This window comes from Bounagaea algeriensis (assembly GCF_054491375.1).
Window position 1 is genome coordinate 752,568 of record NZ_CM137102.1, and the last position, 18,565, is coordinate 771,132.

An 18,565-nucleotide genomic window follows, 5' to 3' on the forward strand; every position below is an offset into this window, starting at 1 on the left:
CAGGATGTGCACCAGCTGGCGACCGAGGTGCCCGCAGCCGTGCGAGTTCCGCCGCCACCCCGGGGACGCCCCGCTCGATCGTGCGCAGCCGGCCGGACAACGGCCGCGCGCCGGCCCGCCGTGCGGGCGTCTTCGTGCGGTGCTGCCGTGCGGTGCCGTCGTGCGGTGCTGTCGTGCGGTGCTGCCGTGGTTCGACCGGTCACCGGAGCCGGAGCAGTGCGCCGTGACCGCTCGTAGCGGTGGTGCGGACTGCCTCTGACCGAGTGACGTGCTGCGCGGTGCACCGCACGAGCCGCGCCGTGCACGAACCTGCGGTCGGCGGCGGTCGTGCGCGACTTCGGGGCGCGGTCGTCGCTGCGCGCGTTGCACCGCGGAGGTGCATCGCGGTTCGTGCAACCGACACGGCGAAGCGGGTGCGGAACGTCGGGTGCAGGTTCCCCGCACGAGAACGGAGGCATGGCTTGACTGCGACGTACTCGCATGGCTCGTCCGCGGGCGGAGTGGGCGACGGGCCCGCCGACGAGGGCGCCGCCGAGCCGCTGACCGGCCGCGGAGGCACCATGTCCAGTGTGGAGTCCGGCGTGGTGGATCTCGGTGCGGGGCGCGGTCCGGTCTGGCTGGACGACTGGCTGGCGCACCGCGGTGAGCGGATCGTGTCGTGGCGGCGGCACTTGCACCGTCGGCCGGAGCTGTCGCGGGCGGAGCACGAGACCACGGCCTTGTTGGACGACCTCCTGCGGCAGGAGGGCCTGAACCCGCGGCCGCTGGCCGCCGGGACCGGGCTCGTGTGCGACGTCGGGGATCCGGCGGGTCCGACGATCGCTCTGCGCGCGGACATCGACGCGCTTCCGGTCACCGAGGAGAGCGGCCTCCCGTACAGCTCCGCTGTGGACGGTGTGGCGCACGTGTGCGGGCATGACGCGCACGCGGTGATCACGCTGGCCGCGGGCTCGGCGCTGGCGCAGGCACCGGAACTGCCCGGGCGGGTGCGGCTGATCTTCCAGCCGGCCGAGGAGGTCATGCCGGGCGGGGCGCTGGACGTGCTCGCCGAGGGGTGGCTCGACGGGGTCGACCGGATCTTCGGGCTGCACTGCGATCCACGACTGCCGGTGGGTTCGGTCGGGACCCGCAGCGGCGCCATCACCTCGGCAACGGACCTGCTGGAGCTGCGGTTGAACTCGCCGGGCGGGCACACCTCGCGGCCGCACCTCACCGCGGACCTGGTGCACGCGCTGGGCACGGCGATCACGGAGGTTCCCGCGGTGCTGGCCCGCCGCGTCGACCCGCGGACCGGAACCGTGCTGACCTGGGGTGCGGTGCACGCCGGCGAAGCACCCAACGCCATTCCGCAGCAGGGCGTCCTGCGCGGCACGCTGCGCACCGGCGACCGGGACACCTGGGCCAAGCTCGAACCGCTGATCTCCGAGATCGTGCACAGCCTGCTGGCGCCGCTGGACGTGGGCGTCGACCTGCGCCACCGGCGCGGGGTGCCGCCGGTCGTCAACGACGCCACCAGCACGGCGCTGCTGCGCGCCGGGGTGTCCGAGGCGTTCGGCGAGCACGCGCTCAGCGGCACCCCGCAGTCCTCCGGCGGTGAGGACTTCGGCTGGTACCTGGAGAACGTGCCGGGCTCGTTCGCCCGGCTCGGCGTGCAGGGTGAAGGCGTGCAGGCCGGCGATCTGCACCACGCCGGCTTCGTGCTGGACGAGCGGGCGCTGTTCGTCGGGGTGCGCACGATGGTGCACACGGCGCTGCACGTGCTGCGGCAGTACACCGGCGATGGGAGCCCGGGCGAACCGGGGGTGTGAGGCCGTGCGGTGCGGCCCGCGGTGGCCGCCTGCGATGACTGCTGCGGTGCGTGTTGTGGTGGTGCTGCGCTGACTGCTGCGGCGAGGGGTTGCGGCGCGGCTCATCCGATCGGGGTGTACGGGTGCGGTCACTGCCCGGATCACGGGGGTGTGCGGCTCTACAGGGCATGATGCTGAACACCGCATGGAACGACCGCGCCGGAGACCAGCCCGCACGGGAGGCACACCGGCAACGATGCGCCGAGGATCTCACCCCGCCGGGTCGGTTCTGGGACGAGACGCTGCACGGAGCTCTGTCCCGGCTTGCGGCGGAGCGACTGCTCGGCCCCGCCGTCGTGGGTGAGGCGGTGTGCGAGGGAACGCTGCTGGAACCGTGGAGCGGGGTGGTCGTGCCCGCCGTGCGGATGCGGGATCCGCTGACGCGTGCCGCGGCCGGACTGCTGCGCGCGGGCGAGCGCGCCGTGCTGTCCGGGTCGACCGCCGTGGCGCTGCACGGCTGTCCGGCCGCGGCGGAGCGCACCGTGCACGTCACCGTGCCCTACGACCGCGATCCGCGACCAGGGCACGGGTTGGCGGTGCATCAGTCGTGGATCCGCGAATCCGACGTCGTCGAGCTCGACGGACTGCCGGTGCTCGCCTTGGACGTGGCGCTGACCGAGTTGTTGTGCACCGGGCCGCACCGGGTCGCGTTGGCGAGCGTGGAGCAGGCGTTCGTGCTGCTGGGAGAGGAGGCGGAACGTTTCCGGGTGCGCTTGGCCGAGCGGTTGTCCTGCCGTCGGGATCGGCGGGGCACGCGGCAGGCGGCCGGGTTGCTGGAGCTGGCCTGGTCTCCGCCGGCGGCGGAGGAGGCGCATTCGCTGCGGGACGGAGCCTGAACCATCATGAACTCTGTTATTTTTATCAGAAATTGCGTTATCTTCTGCCTGATGCGTGCGCCGGGATCGCGATGGTCCCGGTGGAAAGGACCGAAGTGACGGCAAGTCCGGCCGAACCCGCTGCGGCTGCGGATCCCAGCCTCGTCCTGCTCGACGTGGGCGGACCGATCTACGACGATGTGGTCTACCGCGACGCGCTCCTGCGCGCGACCCGGGAACTCGCCGCCGAACGCGGTACCGCCGTGGATGCCGAGGCGTTCCAGCGCGTCTACGACGAGTGCCGGCAGGCGCAGCAGGGCTCGTTGCGCACCGCCGTCGCCGCGCGTTTCCTCACCACCGCGGACCGCCCGGAACTCTCCCGGCGCGCCGCCGCGCACTGGGAGTACCCGTCCGAGGCGCTGTACCCGGACGTGCTGCCCGCGCTGCGCGAGCTCGCCGGGAAGTACGCGATCGCGATCGTGGCGAACCAGCGCGCCCTCGTCGTGGACGCGCTGCGGCGCGACGGGATCGCGGAACACGTCGACGTCTGGGCGATCTCCGAAACCGTGGGCGCCGAGAAGCCCGATCCCGCGATCTTCGAATACGCGCTGCAACAGGCCGGGGTGCCCGCCGAGCAGGCCGTGCACGTCGGCAATCGGCTGGACACCGACGTGCGCGGAGCCCGCCGCGTGGGCCTGCGCACCGTGTGGGTCGTGCGGGGCGAAGCCCCGCCCGAACCGACCCCGCAGCAGCGGGCGGAAGCGGACGTGACGATACCGGCGCTGTCGGAGCTGCCGGCCGCGCTGCACCGTCTCGGCCGGGCGCGACCACCTCAGCCGGGCGCGGCGAGCAGAACCGGGCGAGGAGGGCGGGCATGAGCGAGCTGTTCGCCGGCGTCGACGTCGCCACGGCGAACGTGCGCGTGCAGATCCACGACCAGCACGGGCAGGTGCGGGCCGCGGCCACGCGCCCGCTGCCGGAGCCGGTTCGCGACGACTGCGGGGCCTCCGAACAGGACGCCACCGCCTGGTGGCCCGCCGTGCGGGCGTGCCTGCGCGAGTGCTGCGAAGCCCTGGGCAGCGACAGCGCTGCTGTCGCAGCCCTGTCAGTGTCGGCGACCTCGGGAACCGTCGTGCTCGTCGACGAGTCGGGCGCACCGCGCGGCCCGGCGGTGATGTACGACGACCACCGCGGGGTGCGCGAAGCCGGGATCGCCGCGGACGTCGGCCGCGAGCGTTGGCGGCACAGCGGCATCGCGCCCTCAGCGGGTTCGGGGCTGGCGCACATCGCCTGGCTCGTGCGGCACAGCCCGGAGCCGGCGGCGCGCGTGTGCCACACGCCGGACGTCATCGCCCGAGAACTCACCGGTGCCGCCGTGCCCACCGACACCAGCCACGCCTTGAAGAGCGGCTACGACGTCATCCGCGGCGAGTGGGCGAGCGAGGTCTTCGACGCCCTCGGGGTGTCCGAGCACCTGCTGCCGGAGGTCGTGCGCCCCACCACACCGCTGGGCACTGTCAGTGCGCACGCGGCCGAGCAGACCGGGCTGCCGGTCGGCTGCCTCGTGCGCGCCGGCATGACTGACGGATGTGCCGGGCAGCTGGCCTGCGGCGCGGTCGGCACCGGCGAGTTCGTCACCGTGCTGGGCACCACCTTCGTGCTCAAGGGGGTCAGCGAGCGGCCGGTGTCCGACCCGAGCGGTGCGGTGTACAGCCACCTGCACCCGGACGGGCTGTGGTTGCCCGGCGGCGCGGCCAACGTCGGCGGTTCCGCCCTGGCCGATCTCGACCCGGACAGCCTGGCCGAACGGGACGAGGCCGCGCAGCGGCGTGGCCCGGCCGGAGTGGTGAGCTACCCGCTGCGCGGGAAAGGGGAGCGGTTCCCCTTCCGCGCGGGCGAGGCCACCGCCTTCACGCTCGGCGAGCCGGCCGACGCGGTGGAGGACTACCGCGCCCGGCTGGAAGGAGTGGCCTTCGCCGAGCGGCTGGCGCTGAGCCGGCTGGAACAGCTGGGTGCCCCGGCGACGGGGACCGTGCGCACCGCGGGAGGTGGCGCCACCAGCCGCGTGTGGTGCCGGATCCGCGCGTCAGTGCTGAACCGCCCGGTGATGCGGATGCGGCGGGCGCGCACCGCACTGGGGGCGGCGGTGCTGGCCGCCGCGGGCAGTGCGCACGCCGACCTGGGCGAGGCCGCCGCGGCCATGGTGGGCTCGGGTGAGGTCGTCGAACCGGCACCGGAGGAGGTCGACCGCCTCGACGAGAACTACCGGCGCTTCACCGCCGAACTGCGCAGTCGCGGGTGGCTGTGAACCACCGCGCTCACGGGCCGACGTTGCGGCACGGGCGAGTGCGGAGATCGGTGACGTAGTCCCCCGGGGCGCCCGCGGACTCGGCGGCATCGGCGATCAGGCCGAGGTAGCGCGCCGACGGCAGGCCGCCCTCGTAGGCCTCGAGCACGTGCAGCCATGCGAGCACCGGCCCGTCGAGGGTCTGCACCCGCAGGCGCAACCTCCGGTACATGCCGAGCTCCGTGCCCTCCCAGCTGTTCATGGTCCGCTCGTCGAAATCGCTGAGGTCGTACAGGACGGTGAACACCTGGGAACCGGTTTCTTCGACGATCGTGGCGAGGGCGCCTTCCCAGCCGTAGTCATCACCACCGAAGGTCAATCGCCAGTCCATCAGCCATCCCGTACCCGCCATCGGGGAGTGGGGGGCACGCGTTGTCATGTAGTTGGGGTCCATGTTGGACCCGTACGCGGCGTACAGCGGCACAGCTCACAGGGTAACGATCGGTCGCCGCGAACGAAGAGCGGCTGGCGAAATCCCTGGTTGTGGTGCGTACCATCGCGTGTCACCACCCGTATTGCCGGGTCCGCTCGCCGCGTACGGTGAACACGATGCCCACACGCGGAACGGGAGGCGAAGTGACCCGCATCGTGATCATGGGAGGCGGTCCCGCGGGGTATGAGGCGGCCCTGGTCGCCGCGCAGCACGGAGCGGACGTCACACTCGTCGAGCCGGAGGGCTTGGGCGGCGCGTGCGTGCTCTACGACTGCGTGCCCTCCAAGACGTTCATCGCTTCCGCCGGTGCCCGGTCGTCCTTCCGCGACGCGCGTGATCTCGGCATCCGCACCGGTGACGTGGACGCCGACGTGGAGGTCCCGGCCGTGCACGGCCGGGTCAAGGGCCTCGCGCTGGCGCAGTCGGCCGACATCCGCTCCCGCGTGCGCCGCGAAGGCGTCAAGATCCTCCCCGGACGGGCCCGGTTCACCAACCCCCAACTGGGCATGGCCCAGCACCACATCGGGGTCGACCTCGCCGACGGCGGGTTCGAGGAGCTCATCGCCGACCAGGTCATGATCGCCACCGGCGGAACACCCCGCATCCTCAGCGGTGCCGAGCCGGACGGTGAGCGCATCCTCACCTGGCGCCAGCTCTACGACCTGCCCGACCTGCCGGAGCACCTCGCCGTCATCGGCTCCGGTGTGACCGGTGTCGAGTTCGCCTCCGCCTACACCGAGATGGGCGTGAAGGTCTCGATGATCTCCAGCCGGGACCGCGTGCTGCCGCACGAGGACGCCGACGCGGCGCGCGTGCTGGAGGAGGTCTTCACCGAACGCGGCACCGAGGTCGTCAAGCACGCGCGCGCCGAATGGGTGCAGCGCACCGACTCGGGGGTGCTGATTCACCTCACCGACGGTCGGGAGGTGGAGGCCAGCCACGCGTTGATGACCGTGGGATCCGTGCCGAACACCGAGGACATCGGCCTCGACCGGGTGGGCGTCGCCACCGACCGCGGCGGGTACACGCCGGTCGACCGCGTCTCGCGCACGAACGTGCCCGGGGTGTACGCGGCCGGGGACTGCACGGGTGTGCTGCCGCTGGCCTCCGTCGCCGCGATGCAGGGCCGCATCGCCATGTGGCACGCGCTCGGCGAGGGGGTTTCCCCGCTCAAGCTGAAAACCGTCGCGGCCAACGTGTTCACCCACCCGGAGATCTCCACCGTCGGCATCAGCCAGCAGGCCATCGACTCCGGTGAGGTACCTGCGCGCACGGTCACGTTGCCGCTGACCACGAATCCGCGGGCGAAGATGGAGGGCCTGCGCCGCGGTTTCCTCAAGGTCTTCTGCCGTCCGCAGACCGGTGTCGTGGTGGGCGGGGTCGTCGTCGCGCCGAACGCGAGCGAGCTGATCCTGCCGATCGCGATGGCGGTGCAGAACCACATCACCGTCGACGATCTGGCCAGCACGTTCTCCGTCTACCCCTCGCTGTCCGGTTCGCTCACCGAAGCCGGGCGGCAGCTGATGCGCCACGACGACCTCGACTGACGAGTCGACCTCGACCTGCGAGTCGCGGCCGCCGGTGTTCTCGGTCGGCGGCGGGTACGTTCGGCGCGCGACGTTCCCCGCGCCCGCAGGAGGCGGCCGATGTGCTCACCGGTGCTGATCTACGACGGCGACTGCGGCTTCTGCACGCGCTGCGTCCGCATCGCCGAGCGCCTGCCGGTGCGGATGCGCGCCGTGCCCTGGCAGGAAGCCGACCTCGCGGCGCATCGCACGACACCCGCGCGGGCGCGGCACGAAGTGCTGTGGGTCGCGGCGGATGGACGCGTGTTCGGCGGTGCCGCTGCGGTGGCGGCGATGCTGCGCGCGGCGGCGCTGCCGTGGAACGTGCTCGGGCACGTGCTCCAGCTGCCCGGTGCGCGGACGCTGGCGGAGTGGGCCTACCGGTGGACCGCCGAGCACCGGCACCGGCTGCCGGGCACCACACCGGCGTGCCAGCTGCCCGAGCACGAGCGGCCGCGCGGGACCCCACCGGGTTGACCACTTCCGCGCGGAGCGAGCCGAAAGCCGGCGAAACGGCGGCCCCGTTCGACTGCGTCCGGGGCGCCGTCGGTACTGAGCACCCGCCCGGCCGGGCAGGCTCGGACGGGCGAGGACCTCGGTTGAAGACCGGAATCCACGGCTGAACCCTGGCCGATCGGACGATTCGGCATGCCTTTTCGGCCGAGTCGGAGCTGTCCCGCTCCTCCACACACTCGTGTGTGGACTCTGCACGCGCGGACTGCGAGGGGTACGAGATGGTCGGTCAGGCGTTCGCTCCTGAATACCAGGGTGCGATGGGGGAACTGTCCGTGAACGCGTCGTACGCGGACGTGCTGCGGCAGGCGCGGGAGCGTAGCCGGCGCAGCGCCGAGGGGGGCGAGCTCGCACAGGCCCGACTGGCGGAAGCCGAGGCGTGTCGCCGGTTGGGCGAGCTCACCGCTGCCGAACAGGCGTGGCGGTCGAGTTACCGCGTCTCGCAGCGCTGCGAGAACAGCGCCGGCATGGCTTGGGCGCTGTGGAGCGGCGGAACGCTGGCCCGGCAGCGCGGGCGGATGCGGCTGGCACTGCGGTGGCTGGTCCGCGGGCGTGATTTCGCCTGGGAAGCGGGGGATCTGCTCGCGCACGGGTACACGCGCGCCGGGATCGCGGAGACGTTGCGCATCCAAGGGGATTACGTCCGGGCGCGTCCGCTGCACGAGGAGCTGCTCGCCGAAGCGCGCGAGCGCGGGGAGTGCCGGCACATCGTGTGGTCCCTGGAAGGACTGGCGCAGATCGACAGGCAGGAGGGGGACATGTCCGCTGCGCGGGAGCGTTTCGCCGAGGCGCAGTGCGTCGCGGAAGAGGGCGGTGACGATCGCGGCAACGCTTGGGCGTTGCGCGGCATGGCCGACGTGTCTTCGTTGTTCGGCGAGCACGAGGAGGCGCTGCGGTTGTTGACGCGGGGAGAACGCATCTGCCGGGACATGCGGATGGACAGCGCGTTGGCCTACAACCGCAAGATGCGCGGAAACGTGTTGTTCCGGGCCTGTTGGCACGGTGAGGCCGCACGGGTATACGAGGACGCGTGTCAGCGGTTCGAGGAGCTGCACGAGCCGCGCGGGCTCATGCTCGCCCGGCTGGGGCTGGCGAAGAGCCGGGCGCGGCTCGGTCGACCACCACGCGAGACCGAGCGGGATCTGCGGGAACTGCTCGACACGGCGCAGGGCCACGATCTGCCGGGCATCGCCCGGTTGATCACCGAGGCCGTCGACGAGTTCTGCCCGAAGCGCTCGTCGTAGGGGAGGGGGAACGTCGCGCGGCGGTGACGACCTGCGCTGCACGGATGGCTGCGGTCGTCACCGCCGCACGACGAGTTCACCGGAGCACGCTCAACGGAGCACGAAGGTTCCGGGAAGTTCGGCGCGCCCTTTCACTCGACCCAGTTGAAGGTCCTCGTCACGGCCTTCTGCCACTGGTGGTACTGCTGTTCGCGCCGGTCCTTCGGCATCTGCGGCGTCCACTCCTTGTCCAGTTGCCAGTTGGACCGCACGTCGTGCGTGCTCGTCCAGAACCCGACGGCGAGACCGGCCGCGTAGGCCGCGCCGAGCGCGGTGGTCTCGTTGATCACGGGCCGCACCACGGGGACACCGAGGATGTCGGACTGGAACTGCATGAGCAGTTCGTTGAGGACCATGCCGCCGTCAACCTTCAGCGACTTGAGCGGCACACCGGAGTCGGCGTTCATCGCTTCGGCGACCTCGCGGGTTTGGAAAGCCGTGGCTTCCAGCACCGCGCGGGCGATGTGCCCACGGTTCACGAAGCGGGTCAGACCGACGATGGCGCCCCGCGCGTCCGCACGCCAGTGCGGGGCGAACAGGCCGGAGAAGGCGGGGACGAAGTAGGTGTCCCCGTTGTCCTCGACCGTGTTCGCGAGCTGTTCGATCTCGGGGGCGCTGGCGATCATGCCGAGGTTGTCGCGCAACCACTGCACCAGCGACCCGGTGACGGCGATCGATCCTTCGAGGCAGTACACCGGCGCCTCGTCGCCGAGCTTGTAGCCGACCGTCGTCAGCAGACCGTTCTCGCTGAGCACCGGTTCGGTTCCGGTGTTGAGCAGCAGGAAGTTGCCGGTGCCGTAGGTGTTCTTCGCCTCGCCCGGTGACAGGCACGCCTGGCCGAACGTCGCCGCCTGCTGATCACCGAGGATGCCGGCGATCGGGACCCCGCCGAGGGCGCCGCGTTCCCGGAACTGCCCGTACACCTCGGAGGAGGAGCGGATTTCCGGCAGCATGGACATCGGGATTCCGAACTCGGCGCAGATGCCTTCGTCCCACTGCAGGTTCGCCAGGTCCATCAGCAGGGTGCGCGAGGCGTTGGTGGGGTCGGTGATGTGCATGCCGCCGTCGGTGCCGCCGGTGGAGTTCCAGATCACCCACGTGTCCATGTTGCCGAAGAGGATCTCACCGCGTTCGGCGCGCTCCCGCAAACCGTCCACATTGTCCAGCAGCCAGCGGATCTTGGTGCCGGAGAAGTACGGCGACAGCGTCAGACCGGTCTTGCTGTGGTAGCGGTTCTGCCCGCCTTCGCCGGAGGAGAAGTAGTTCACCAGGTCGACGGTGCGGGTGTCCTGCCAGACGATCGCGTTGTAGACGGGTTTGCCGGTGTTCTTGTCCCACAGCACCGTCGTCTCCCGCTGGTTGGTGATGCCGCAGGCGGCGATGTCGCCGGTGACGAGGTCCGCCTTCGCGAGAGCTCCGGCGCACACCTGCCGGACGTTGGCCCAGATCTCCTCCGGATCGTGTTCCACCCAGCCGGCGCGGGGGAAGATCTGCCGGTGCTCCACTTGGTCCACGGACACGACGCGCCCCTCGCGGTTGAAGATCATGCAGCGCGTCGAGGTGGTTCCCTGATCGATGGCGGCGACGTAGGAAGCCATGGATTGCTTACCTTCCTGTGTACAACGAGGTGGTGATCCAGCCGGGGCCCGCTACCCGGTGGCGGGCAGGACGAGGGAGAGTGCTCCCGCGAGCGCTCCGCCCAGCAGCGGGCCCACGATCGGAACCCACGAGTAGCTCCACTCGGCGGGTCCCTTCCCGCGGATCGGCAGGACGGCGTACGCGATGCGCGGACCGAGGTCGCGAGCCGGGTTGATGGCGTAGCCCGTGGGCCCGCCCAGCGAGTTGCCGATGGTCAACACGACGAACGCCACCCCGGCGTAGCCGAGCGCAGCGTTGCCGAAGTCCGGGATTCCCGGAGTATCTCCGACGGAGGCCTGCGGGGACTGGATGATCCACAGCACGAGGACGAACGTTCCGATCACCTCGGTGACGGTGTTCCACGCGCCGTGGCGCACGGTCGGGCCGGTGCAGAAGATGCCGCGCGTGTTCGCGGGGTCATCGTGCGTGTCGAATTGCAGCTTGTAGGCGGCCCAGCACAGGACACCGCCGACGAAGGCGCCGACGACCTGCGCGCTCATGTAGGCGGGGACATCGGACCACTGGGTTTGCCCGTTGACCGCCATCCCGATCGTCACCGCGGGGTTGATGTGGGCCTCGGTCGGCGCCGCGACACTGGCCCCGGTGAACACGGCGAAACCCCAGCCGAAGTTCACCATCAGCGGACCGCCGGCGTTGCCGAGCGTGCGGCGCAGCGTTACGTTCGCCACCACCCCGCAGCCGAGCAGCGTCAGCAGTCCCGTTCCGAGGGCTTCCCAGAGGAATATCTCGCCGTAGCTCATACCGCCGTTCCTTCACGCTTCGGCCGTTCCGGACAGGGCCGTCCAACTGTCCGACATGGAATGAGTCGGAACGGTACTGCCGCATCGCACCACGTGTCCACGCTCGCCGCCACCCTCGCCCGCTGGGCGGCGCCGTTGTCCACCTGGGACGAGCGTCACACCGGCTTCCCCGGGCAGGGCTTCGCGGAGGGCTCCCGGCGGCGGTACGCATCCGCGGACGGGCGTTAGACTGCGGACGGAATTTCCGAACCCGTGCGGTTGCGCCGGGGAAGGCGGGAAACTCGAACGCGTCGGGCGCTGTTCGTTCGGCTGCGGCATGATGGTCGCCCGGGACGGCGTCGGCGGTGCACGTCCGCGTCGAACGCAGGGCGCGATCCGAGCGAGGAGGACGTCTGGTGTCCAACCACACGACCGGTACGACAGGCAACGAATCGGCTCGCCGCGACGGCAAGCTCGGACCCGCCGAACGAACGGACCACTGGCGCCGACTCGGCACCGAGCAGTTCGACGTTGTCGTCATCGGCGGCGGGGTCACCGGTTCCGGCGTCGCGTTGGACGCGGCCACGCGCGGGCTGCGCGTGGCGATGGTCGAGGCGCGCGACTTCGCGGCCGGAACGTCGAGCCGCTCCAGCAAGCTCTTCCACGGCGGTCTGCGCTACCTCGAGCAGCTCGAGTTCTCCCTCGTCAAGGAGGCCCTGCGCGAACGCGAGCTGATGCTCACCAAGATCGCGCCGCACCTGGTCAAGCCCGTGAGCTTCCTGTACCCGCTGACCCACCGGTTCTGGGAGCGCCCGTACACCGCCGCCGGCCTCGCGCTGTACGACACGATGGGCGGCGCGCGCTCCGTGCCGGGGCAGAAGCACCTCACCCGTGCCGGTGCGCTGCGGATGATGCCCGCGTTGAAGAGCGACGCGTTCGTCGGCGGCATCCGCTACTACGATGCGCAGTCCGACGACGCGCGGCACACGATGACCGTCGCCCGCACCGCCGCCGCCTACGGCGCGGTGATGACCACTTCCACCCAGGTGGTCAACTTCCTGCAGGACGCCGACCGGGTCGTCGGCGTGCGCGTGCGCGATGCCGAGACCGGCGAGGAAACGGACGTGCACGCGCAGACGGTCGTCAACGCGACCGGCGTGTGGACCGATGAGTTGCAGCGGCTCTCCGGCGGGCGCGGCCGGTTCCGGGTGAAGGCCAGCAAGGGCGTGCACATCGTCGTCCCGCGCGACCGCATCGTCGGTGAAACCGGGCTGATCCTGCGCACCGAGAAGTCGGTGCTGTTCGTCATCCCGTGGGACAACCACTGGATCATCGGCACCACCGACACCGACTGGAAGCTCGACCTGGCGCACCCGGCCGCGACGAAGAGCGACATCGACTACATCCTCGAGCACGTCAACTCGGTGCTGGCCACGCCGCTCGAGCACGAGGACATCGAAGGCGTCTACGCCGGGCTGCGGCCGCTGCTCTCGGGGGAGAGCGACGAGACGTCGAAGCTCTCCCGCGAGCACGCGGTCGCGCGCGTGGCGCCCGGGCTCGTCGCCATCGCCGGCGGCAAGTACACCACCTACCGGGTCATGGCGGCCGATGCCGTCGACGCCGCGGCCGCCGACATCAGCGGGCGCGTGGCCTCGTCGATCACGGACGAAGTGCCGCTGCTCGGCGCTGACGGTTACCACGCCCTGGTCAACCAGATCGACCAGCTGGCCAGGGACTACGGCCTGCACCCGCACCGGGTGCGGCACCTGCTCAACAGGTACGGCTCCCGGGTGCACGACGTGCTCGCGCTCGCCGCCGACCGGCCCGAGCTGCTCAAGCCGGTCCCGGAGGCCGCGGACTACCTGCAGGTCGAGGTCGTCTACGGCTGCGAGCACGAAGGCGCGCTGCACCTGGAGGACATGCTCACCCGCCGCACCCGCATTTCGATCGAGTACCCGCACCGCGGTGTCGACTCGGCCGACCCGGTGGCGCGGTTGATGGCCGAAACCCTCGGTTGGGACGAGGCGCAGATCGCGCGCGAGGTGGAGGTGTACACCAAGCGCGTCGAGGCCGAGCGGGATTCGCAGAAGCAGCCCAGCGACGAGGCGGCCGATGCGACCCGCTCCGCCGCGCCGGAAGTGCGGGAGAACCTCACGCCGCTCGACGCGAACTGAGCCGCGCGCTCGTTGCCGCCGATCTCCCGCCGCCGGTCCTGCTATCGGGGCGTCGGGCCCGTCCCGGGTGGGTGCTCGGCGGCAGCGTGGAAGAACTCCCCGACGGCCGGCGGCTCCGGGCCGCACCCGGCGAGCAGCTCTTCCAGCTGGGCCAGCAGCCGCCGCGCGTCGACCGGGGCGAGCGTGCTCCACTCCTCACCGGACGGCGTGCTGCGGCGCAGCTGCAGGTAGCGCCCGCGGTCGGTGTCGAAGACTCCGACCACGTGTCCGGCGCGGACGCGATGGCCCCGGTGATCGCGGGCCGCCGCGCCGAACTGGCCGTGCGAACGCGCGCCGCGCACCATGTCGGTGACCGCGGCGGCGTCGTCGCGGCGCACACCCCGGGCTTGCAGCGCTGCGGTGAGGCCGTGCACGTCGTCTCCGCACTCCGCGGCGGCCGCGTCGAGATCGGCGCTGCGCACGGATACCGAACGTCCCGGCCCGGCGGGTGCTTCCGGCAGCGCGGACAGGGCTTGCCGCGGCAGCCCGCTGGCCGCGATCGGGTGCGTCGTGATCGCGGCACCGTCCTTGACCGCGAGTACCGCCCGTTCACCGCCGGCTCCGGAAGCGGCGAGCGCCCGCACGCTGCGCCCGAGCCACAGCCTGGCGTCGACTTCGCGGGCGGGGCGGGCGAGCACTCGCAGTTGCGCCGCCAGCTCCGGGTGCGGCGCGGAGGAGTCCGCGAGCCCGCGGCCGGCGAGCGCACGCCAGGCGTCCGCGACGACGCGGCTGCGCTCGGTGTGCGTGCGCCCCGGTGAGGGCACGGTGAGCACGAGCGGAACCGGGTGCAGGTCGAGGTGTTCGACGAGGACGTCGAACTCCACCGCCGACAGGGTGGTGGGACAGGCCGCGTGCTGCGCGGTCTCGCCGACATCGATCACCGTTCCGGATCACCCCCGATGACCGGCACCGCCGTGGTGTGCGGCGCGTCGAAGAAACCCCCGTCACCACCGAGGTCCTCGGTCGCGGGCCCTTCGACGGCTTCTTCTTCGTCGTCATCCGCCCGGGCCGTGCTGGTGGCGGGCGCGCCGCGGGGGCCGGCTGCGCCGGTGTGCGCGGGCGTCCCGGCGCGGGCGGGCGCAGCCGGGCGCGGTTGCGCGGACGTGCCCGCTTGCGTGCGCGGGCGGACCGGCTGTTCACCGCCGGGTGCGGTGGTGCCGTTCGCGCCGGGCGCGGCGCTCCAGCTCAGCGTGACCGCGCGTTCGGCCGAACCACCCGGCACGCCCGTGGTTGCCGTGTCCACGACCGGTCGCGGTGGCCGCTCGAACGTGGCCAGCGCGGTGGTGTTCGTTTCGGTGGAAGTCTCGTAGCTGCGCATGACGTCGTGGGCGCGCTGCTCGGCGGCCGCCTTGCGGGCCTCCTGGTGCTCGTAGTCGGTCTGCCCGCCGAAGAGGTGCGTCAGCAGGGTCGCCGCAGCGCCGGGTTCTTCGGCTGTCACCTGCACCGGTGGTGGCATGTCGCGGCGGGCGCGGCTGATGAACTCGGCCTGCTGCTCGGCCCGTTCCCGCATCGTCTCGGCCGCGTGGCGGGCCTGCGCCGCCCAGTCGCCGAGGGGGCGCAGGCCGTCGCGGGCGCTGTCGGCGGCCGCGCCTTCCCAATCGGCTGCTGCGGAGCGCACGGCGGCGGCGATCCCCTCGTCGATCTCGTCGAGGGCCCGGGTGAGCTCGGTCCACCGGCGTGCCGGGTCGGTGGATCCGTCGGGTCCGGGCCCGGCGTTGATCTGCTCGTAGAGCTCGGCGTGGCTGTAGCCCTGCCAGCGGTGATCGCTCATGTTCATCCCTCGGGCGGGTCGGCGAACGCCGGCGTGCACCGACGTCGGCGCGCGGTCAGCAGCCGCTGTCGCGGAGTTCGGCCGCGTTGTCCTCGTCGAGGCGTCGGTACTGCTCGTCGGCGCGGTTCAACGACTCGACGGCGTTCTGCAGCTGGTCGCGGTAGTCGCACAGGGCGGTCAGCGCGTCCTCGTCGCCTCCGACGGAGCGCCGGTTGAACTGCTCGGCGGCGTGCGTGCTGACCGGATCGCCCGCCCACGGTCGGATGCGCAGTTCGGTGATCGCTTGCTCGATCTGCACGCCGACCTCGTCCAACGACCCCTGCAGGGAGCTGACCAGGTTCGGGATGGCCGACGTCGCGATGCGCACCGATCCGTCCGGACCGGAACCGCCGGGGACGGATTCCTCCGCTGAACTCGCTGGCACGGTGCACCTCCCACACGAAGTCCGCACGAAGCCCGCGGTCCCGCACCGCGGCGGCGGGTCGCGGGCTCGGCGCATGATTCCGTGATCACTCTAGTCACCGATCGGCGGCGTGCGGGAGGCGCTGCGCGGGGGAGGGGGCACGCCGTTCGGCGGTCAAGAGCTCGGTTCGCCGTTTCCGGCCCGCTTCGTTCCCGGCTCCTCGGAGGTGAGGGTGGCCACGGCGTTCTCGGCGACGTGGTGCGCCCCGTTGCACAGCTGGTCGAGCGGCGGGGGTGGTTGCCCGCCGTCGTCGCGGTAGAGGACGTCGATGTGCTGGCCCTGCGCGGTGCCCACGGCGACGTTGCAGGACAGGTTGAGTCCCGGGGTTTTGATGACCAGGGCCGGGAAGCCGTGCACCGTCGTGCGGGTGGCTTCCACCTGCGCCGTGTCGTCGGTCCACAGGCCCATGTCCTCGGTGGTCACCAGAGCGATGCGGGCGCCGACCTTCGCGGTGGTGTTGCGGTGGCTGCACGTCGGCGCGTCGGAGAAGCCCTCGTCGACGTTCGCGATCGGCGAGCGGTCGAAGCCGAGCTGCTCGCGCTGCTCGGCGGTGAGCAACGCGCACGGGTCCGTCTCGTTCAGCGGGACGTCGGTGGGACGTTCCGGCGGTGGGGCGACGCTGCTCGTCGGAGCAGGTGGCGGTGGTGGTGCGGTGTGGGCGGAGCGTTCGTCCGAGCTGGACAGGCCGCATCCGGAGAGCGCGACGGCGCAGCCGGCGAGCGCTGCACCGAGTCGCCGGCCAGTTCCGTTCCGTGCACGAGGCATGGCATCACGGTAGCGGAAGGTGATCTCCGTCCCGAGGGGCCTCGACGCCGGCGGCAGGGGCGTCTCGCTACCGGCGGAGGGTGCCGCTCCACAGGGCGATCGCCAGCGGGATGAGCAGCACCAGTCCCAGCTGCTTGAGCGTCAGCAGCAGCACCACGCCGAGGATCGCCGCGCCCGCGATCAGCACCACCTTGCGCAGCGGGAAACCACCGCCGCTCGAGCGGGCGGGCGGACTCCGCGGTGGGGCAGCCGGCTCGAGCACATCGGGCCCCGGGGCGGGCAGGTCGGCGAAGAGGGGCCGCAGGTCGGAGCGGAAGCGCGCCGCCGCGGCGTCCTGGCAGCGCTGGTCGTACTCGGCGAGTTCCAACCGGCCGGCGGAGAAGTGCTCACCGAGCAGTCGCATCGCCTGCTGGCGTTCGGAGTCGCCGATGCGCACGTCCCGGTCCACACCGCCATCCTAGGCGCTCGGGACGTGCCGGAAACACCAGCCAGAACCCGCTGGCACGGTCCGCGGGCGGCGGGCCCGCCGCTGCACGGGCCCGCCGCCGCACCCGGGCGAGCTGCCAGCACTTCGTCGCGCGCCCGTCGGCCACCATCCGGGTGCCGCGAGGCGCGTCGTCGTCGCGCCCCGGCGGGCGCTCAGCTGTGCACCAGCCTCCCGGAGTCGTCCGCCGACTCCTGCTCGGCCGCGGAGGGGTCCGCCTCGGTCTCCGGGTTGAGCAGCGGCGGTTCCGAGGGCTGGTGCAGCCGCTCGTCGTCGAGCAGGTCCTCGGTGCGCGCCACCACCGTCGGCACGACGATCTGCCCGGCGACGTTCGTCATGGTGCGCATCATGTCCAGGATCGGGTCGACCGCGTAGGCGATGGCGATGCCGGTGGCCACGACCTGCGGCGGGAAGCCGAGCGCGGACACGGTGAGCGTGAGCATGGTGAACCAGCCGGTGACGCCGGCGGTGGCGATCGCGCCGAACACGGCGACGAGCACGATGATGACGTACTGGGTTGCGCCGAGTTCGATGCCGAACATGTTCGCGATGAAGATCGACCCGATGGCCGGGTAGATCGCGGCGCAGCCGTCCATCTTCGTGGTCGTCGCCAGTGGCACCGCGAAGTTCGCGTACGCGGGCTGCACGCCGAGGTTCTCGGCGGTCTGCCGGGACAGCGGCAGCGTCGCGCTGGAGGAGCGCGAGACGAACGCGAACTGCAGCACGGTCCAGGCCTTGCTGAAGAACCGCAGCGGGTTCACCCGCGCCACCGTCGACAACAGCACCGGGTAGACGACGAACAGCACGAGCGCGCAGGCCACGTAGGTGGCGCCGGTGAGCTTGAGCAGCGGCGCGAAGAACTCGTTGCCGTAGCTGGCCACGGCGTTGCCGATCAGCCCGAGGGTGCCGAGCGGGGCCAGCCGGATGATCCAGCCCAGGATCCGCTGGATGATCTCGAACAGGGACCGGTTGAACGAGACGAACGGTGCGGCCTTGTCCCCGAGGCCGTAGGCCGCGGCTCCGACGAGCAGGGCGATGAACACGACTTGCAGGGTCTCGCCGTCGGCGAAGGCGCTGACCAGGTTCTCCGGCACGAGCCCGGTGAGCAGGTCCAGCCACGAGCCGGCGGATTCGTCCGCCACCTCGCGCACGTTCTCCGGGGCGGGAGCGAGGGAGGTGCCGTCGCCGGGCTGGAACAGCCTGCCGATGACCAACCCGATGATCACGGCGATGAACGAGGTGGTCGCGAACCACAGCGCGGTCTTGCCGCCGAGGCGTGCCGCGGTGCGTCCGCCACCGATGTTGCGCAGGCTGTTGATGCCCACGACGATCGCCGTGAAGATCAGCGGCAGCACGGTGAACGTGAGCAGGTTGGTGAACGTCGAGCCGATGGTGTCGAGCGTGGTGGTCAGCCAGTCCGCTCCGGTGGCTCGCGCGAGCCAGCCGAGTCCGGCCCCCGCGAACAGGGAGGTGAGGACGAGGACGGCGAAGACTTTCGGGTTGAACCGGAATCGGCGACGTGCGGGCGACGGCGCGGTGGAAGCTGCCGAGGTGGGCACAGGGGCTCCTGAGGTCGCTGGAGGCGGCCGCTCCGCGAGGTGCGCTTGCCGGGGGTGCCGATCGGGGAGCGGTCCGCGGGCTTTCCCGTGGTGACTGCGGGCACCGGTGCGGTGCCGGCCCGGGTGGTT

18 protein-coding genes are annotated in these 18,565 nt (G+C 71.7%); 9 read left to right on the forward strand and 9 right to left on the reverse strand.

Annotation, left to right across the window (positions count from 1 at the left end; translation table 11 throughout):
* Nucleotides 1-461 precede the first annotated feature (461 nt).
* The 4 genes from ACVGV2_RS03405 to ACVGV2_RS03420 all read left to right on the forward strand — a co-directional run bounded on the left by ACVGV2_RS03405 (nucleotide 462) and on the right by ACVGV2_RS03420 (nucleotide 4,970).
* Nucleotides 462-1,808: an amidohydrolase gene (locus ACVGV2_RS03405; protein WP_459164593.1), complete on the forward strand. Its 1,347-nt coding sequence runs from the start codon at nucleotides 462-464 to the stop codon at nucleotides 1,806-1,808.
* A 170-nt stretch (nucleotides 1,809-1,978) separates the two neighbouring features.
* Nucleotides 1,979-2,683: a hypothetical protein gene (locus tag ACVGV2_RS03410; RefSeq protein WP_459164594.1), complete on the forward strand. Its 705-nt coding sequence runs from the start codon at nucleotides 1,979-1,981 to the stop codon at nucleotides 2,681-2,683.
* 95 nt (nucleotides 2,684-2,778) lie between these two features.
* Nucleotides 2,779-3,540 (forward strand): HAD family hydrolase, encoded by a 762-nt coding sequence (locus ACVGV2_RS03415; RefSeq protein WP_459164595.1) that lies wholly within the window; start codon nucleotides 2,779-2,781, stop codon nucleotides 3,538-3,540.
* The gene (locus tag ACVGV2_RS03420; protein ID WP_459164596.1) at nucleotides 3,537-4,970 is read left to right on the forward strand and encodes an FGGY-family carbohydrate kinase; all 1,434 of its coding nucleotides are present in this window, start codon (nucleotides 3,537-3,539) and stop codon (nucleotides 4,968-4,970) included. Before ACVGV2_RS03415 ends, ACVGV2_RS03420 begins: the two co-directional genes overlap by 4 nt.
* Nucleotides 4,971-4,980: 10 nt before the next feature.
* Here the strand turns inward: ACVGV2_RS03420 and ACVGV2_RS03425 are convergent, their stop codons facing one another.
* Nucleotides 4,981-5,433, reverse strand: coding sequence for a gamma-glutamylcyclotransferase (locus tag ACVGV2_RS03425; RefSeq protein WP_459164597.1), 453 nt, complete (start codon nucleotides 5,431-5,433; stop codon nucleotides 4,981-4,983).
* Between the two features lie 152 nt (nucleotides 5,434-5,585).
* On the opposite strand from ACVGV2_RS03425, the gene ACVGV2_RS03430 reads away from it, so the two are divergent.
* The 3 genes from ACVGV2_RS03430 to ACVGV2_RS03440 all read left to right on the forward strand — a co-directional run bounded on the left by ACVGV2_RS03430 (nucleotide 5,586) and on the right by ACVGV2_RS03440 (nucleotide 8,764).
* The gene (locus ACVGV2_RS03430; RefSeq protein WP_459165853.1) at nucleotides 5,586-6,989 is read left to right on the forward strand and encodes an NAD(P)H-quinone dehydrogenase; all 1,404 of its coding nucleotides are present in this window, start codon (nucleotides 5,586-5,588) and stop codon (nucleotides 6,987-6,989) included.
* A 99-nt stretch (nucleotides 6,990-7,088) separates the two neighbouring features.
* Nucleotides 7,089-7,484 (forward strand): thiol-disulfide oxidoreductase DCC family protein, encoded by a 396-nt coding sequence (locus ACVGV2_RS03435; protein WP_459164598.1) that lies wholly within the window; start codon nucleotides 7,089-7,091, stop codon nucleotides 7,482-7,484.
* Between the two features lie 257 nt (nucleotides 7,485-7,741).
* Nucleotides 7,742-8,764, forward strand: a complete 1,023-nt coding sequence (locus tag ACVGV2_RS03440; protein ID WP_459165854.1) for a tetratricopeptide repeat protein — start codon at nucleotides 7,742-7,744, stop codon at nucleotides 8,762-8,764.
* 131 nt (nucleotides 8,765-8,895) lie between these two features.
* Here the strand turns inward: ACVGV2_RS03440 and glpK are convergent, their stop codons facing one another.
* Nucleotides 8,896-10,401 (reverse strand): glycerol kinase GlpK, encoded by a 1,506-nt coding sequence (glpK, locus tag ACVGV2_RS03445; RefSeq protein WP_459164599.1) that lies wholly within the window; start codon nucleotides 10,399-10,401, stop codon nucleotides 8,896-8,898.
* Nucleotides 10,402-10,452: 51 nt separating this feature from the next.
* Nucleotides 10,453-11,202, reverse strand: coding sequence for an MIP/aquaporin family protein (locus ACVGV2_RS03450; RefSeq protein WP_459164600.1), 750 nt, complete (start codon nucleotides 11,200-11,202; stop codon nucleotides 10,453-10,455).
* Between the two features lie 60 nt (nucleotides 11,203-11,262).
* Between ACVGV2_RS03450 and ACVGV2_RS03455 the strand changes: the two genes are divergently transcribed.
* Together ACVGV2_RS03455 and ACVGV2_RS03460 are read left to right on the forward strand one after the other, a co-directional pair.
* Entirely contained in the window at nucleotides 11,263-11,430 is a 168-nt protein-coding gene (locus tag ACVGV2_RS03455) for a hypothetical protein (RefSeq protein ID WP_459164601.1), read from the forward strand.
* A gap of 167 nt (nucleotides 11,431-11,597) precedes the next feature.
* Entirely contained in the window at nucleotides 11,598-13,355 is a 1,758-nt protein-coding gene (locus ACVGV2_RS03460) for a glycerol-3-phosphate dehydrogenase/oxidase (protein ID WP_459164602.1), read from the forward strand.
* A gap of 41 nt (nucleotides 13,356-13,396) precedes the next feature.
* Here the strand turns inward: ACVGV2_RS03460 and ACVGV2_RS03465 are convergent, their stop codons facing one another.
* The 6 genes from ACVGV2_RS03465 to ACVGV2_RS03490 form a co-directional block, all read right to left on the reverse strand.
* On the reverse strand, nucleotides 13,397-14,275 hold the full coding sequence (locus ACVGV2_RS03465) for an ESX secretion-associated protein EspG (RefSeq protein WP_459164603.1): 879 nt from the start codon (nucleotides 14,273-14,275) through the stop codon (nucleotides 13,397-13,399).
* Nucleotides 14,272-15,165 (reverse strand): PPE domain-containing protein, encoded by an 894-nt coding sequence (locus ACVGV2_RS03470; RefSeq protein WP_459164604.1) that lies wholly within the window; start codon nucleotides 15,163-15,165, stop codon nucleotides 14,272-14,274. Before ACVGV2_RS03470 ends, ACVGV2_RS03465 begins: the two co-directional genes overlap by 4 nt.
* Nucleotides 15,166-15,220: 55 nt before the next feature.
* Nucleotides 15,221-15,589: a hypothetical protein gene (locus tag ACVGV2_RS03475; RefSeq protein ID WP_459164605.1), complete on the reverse strand. Its 369-nt coding sequence runs from the start codon at nucleotides 15,587-15,589 to the stop codon at nucleotides 15,221-15,223.
* 153 nt (nucleotides 15,590-15,742) lie between these two features.
* A complete protein-coding gene (locus ACVGV2_RS03480; protein WP_459164606.1) occupies nucleotides 15,743-16,393 on the reverse strand; it encodes a DUF3558 domain-containing protein in 651 nt (216 codons plus the stop codon).
* A 67-nt stretch (nucleotides 16,394-16,460) separates the two neighbouring features.
* Entirely contained in the window at nucleotides 16,461-16,841 is a 381-nt protein-coding gene (locus tag ACVGV2_RS03485; protein WP_459164607.1) for a DUF1707 SHOCT-like domain-containing protein, read from the reverse strand.
* A 191-nt stretch (nucleotides 16,842-17,032) separates the two neighbouring features.
* On the reverse strand, nucleotides 17,033-18,436 hold the full coding sequence (locus ACVGV2_RS03490) for a dicarboxylate/amino acid:cation symporter (protein ID WP_459164608.1): 1,404 nt from the start codon (nucleotides 18,434-18,436) through the stop codon (nucleotides 17,033-17,035).
* Nucleotides 18,437-18,565: the final 129 nt, after the last annotated feature.

Coding starts and splice junctions, on each gene's coding strand:
- ACVGV2_RS03480 (WP_459164606.1), bottom strand. CDS start 16,393: ATGCCTCGTGCACGGAACGGAACTGGCCGGCGACTCGGTGCAGCGCTC.
- ACVGV2_RS03455 (WP_459164601.1), top strand. CDS start 11,263: ATGAGTCGGAACGGTACTGCCGCATCGCACCACGTGTCCACGCTCGCC.
- glpK (WP_459164599.1), bottom strand. CDS start 10,401: ATGGCTTCCTACGTCGCCGCCATCGATCAGGGAACCACCTCGACGCGC.
- ACVGV2_RS03450 (WP_459164600.1), bottom strand. CDS start 11,202: ATGAGCTACGGCGAGATATTCCTCTGGGAAGCCCTCGGAACGGGACTG.
- ACVGV2_RS03420 (WP_459164596.1), top strand. CDS start 3,537: ATGAGCGAGCTGTTCGCCGGCGTCGACGTCGCCACGGCGAACGTGCGC.
- ACVGV2_RS03470 (WP_459164604.1), bottom strand. CDS start 15,165: ATGAGCGATCACCGCTGGCAGGGCTACAGCCACGCCGAGCTCTACGAG.
- ACVGV2_RS03440 (WP_459165854.1), top strand. CDS start 7,742: ATGGTCGGTCAGGCGTTCGCTCCTGAATACCAGGGTGCGATGGGGGAA.
- ACVGV2_RS03410 (WP_459164594.1), top strand. CDS start 1,979: ATGCTGAACACCGCATGGAACGACCGCGCCGGAGACCAGCCCGCACGG.
- ACVGV2_RS03435 (WP_459164598.1), top strand. CDS start 7,089: ATGTGCTCACCGGTGCTGATCTACGACGGCGACTGCGGCTTCTGCACG.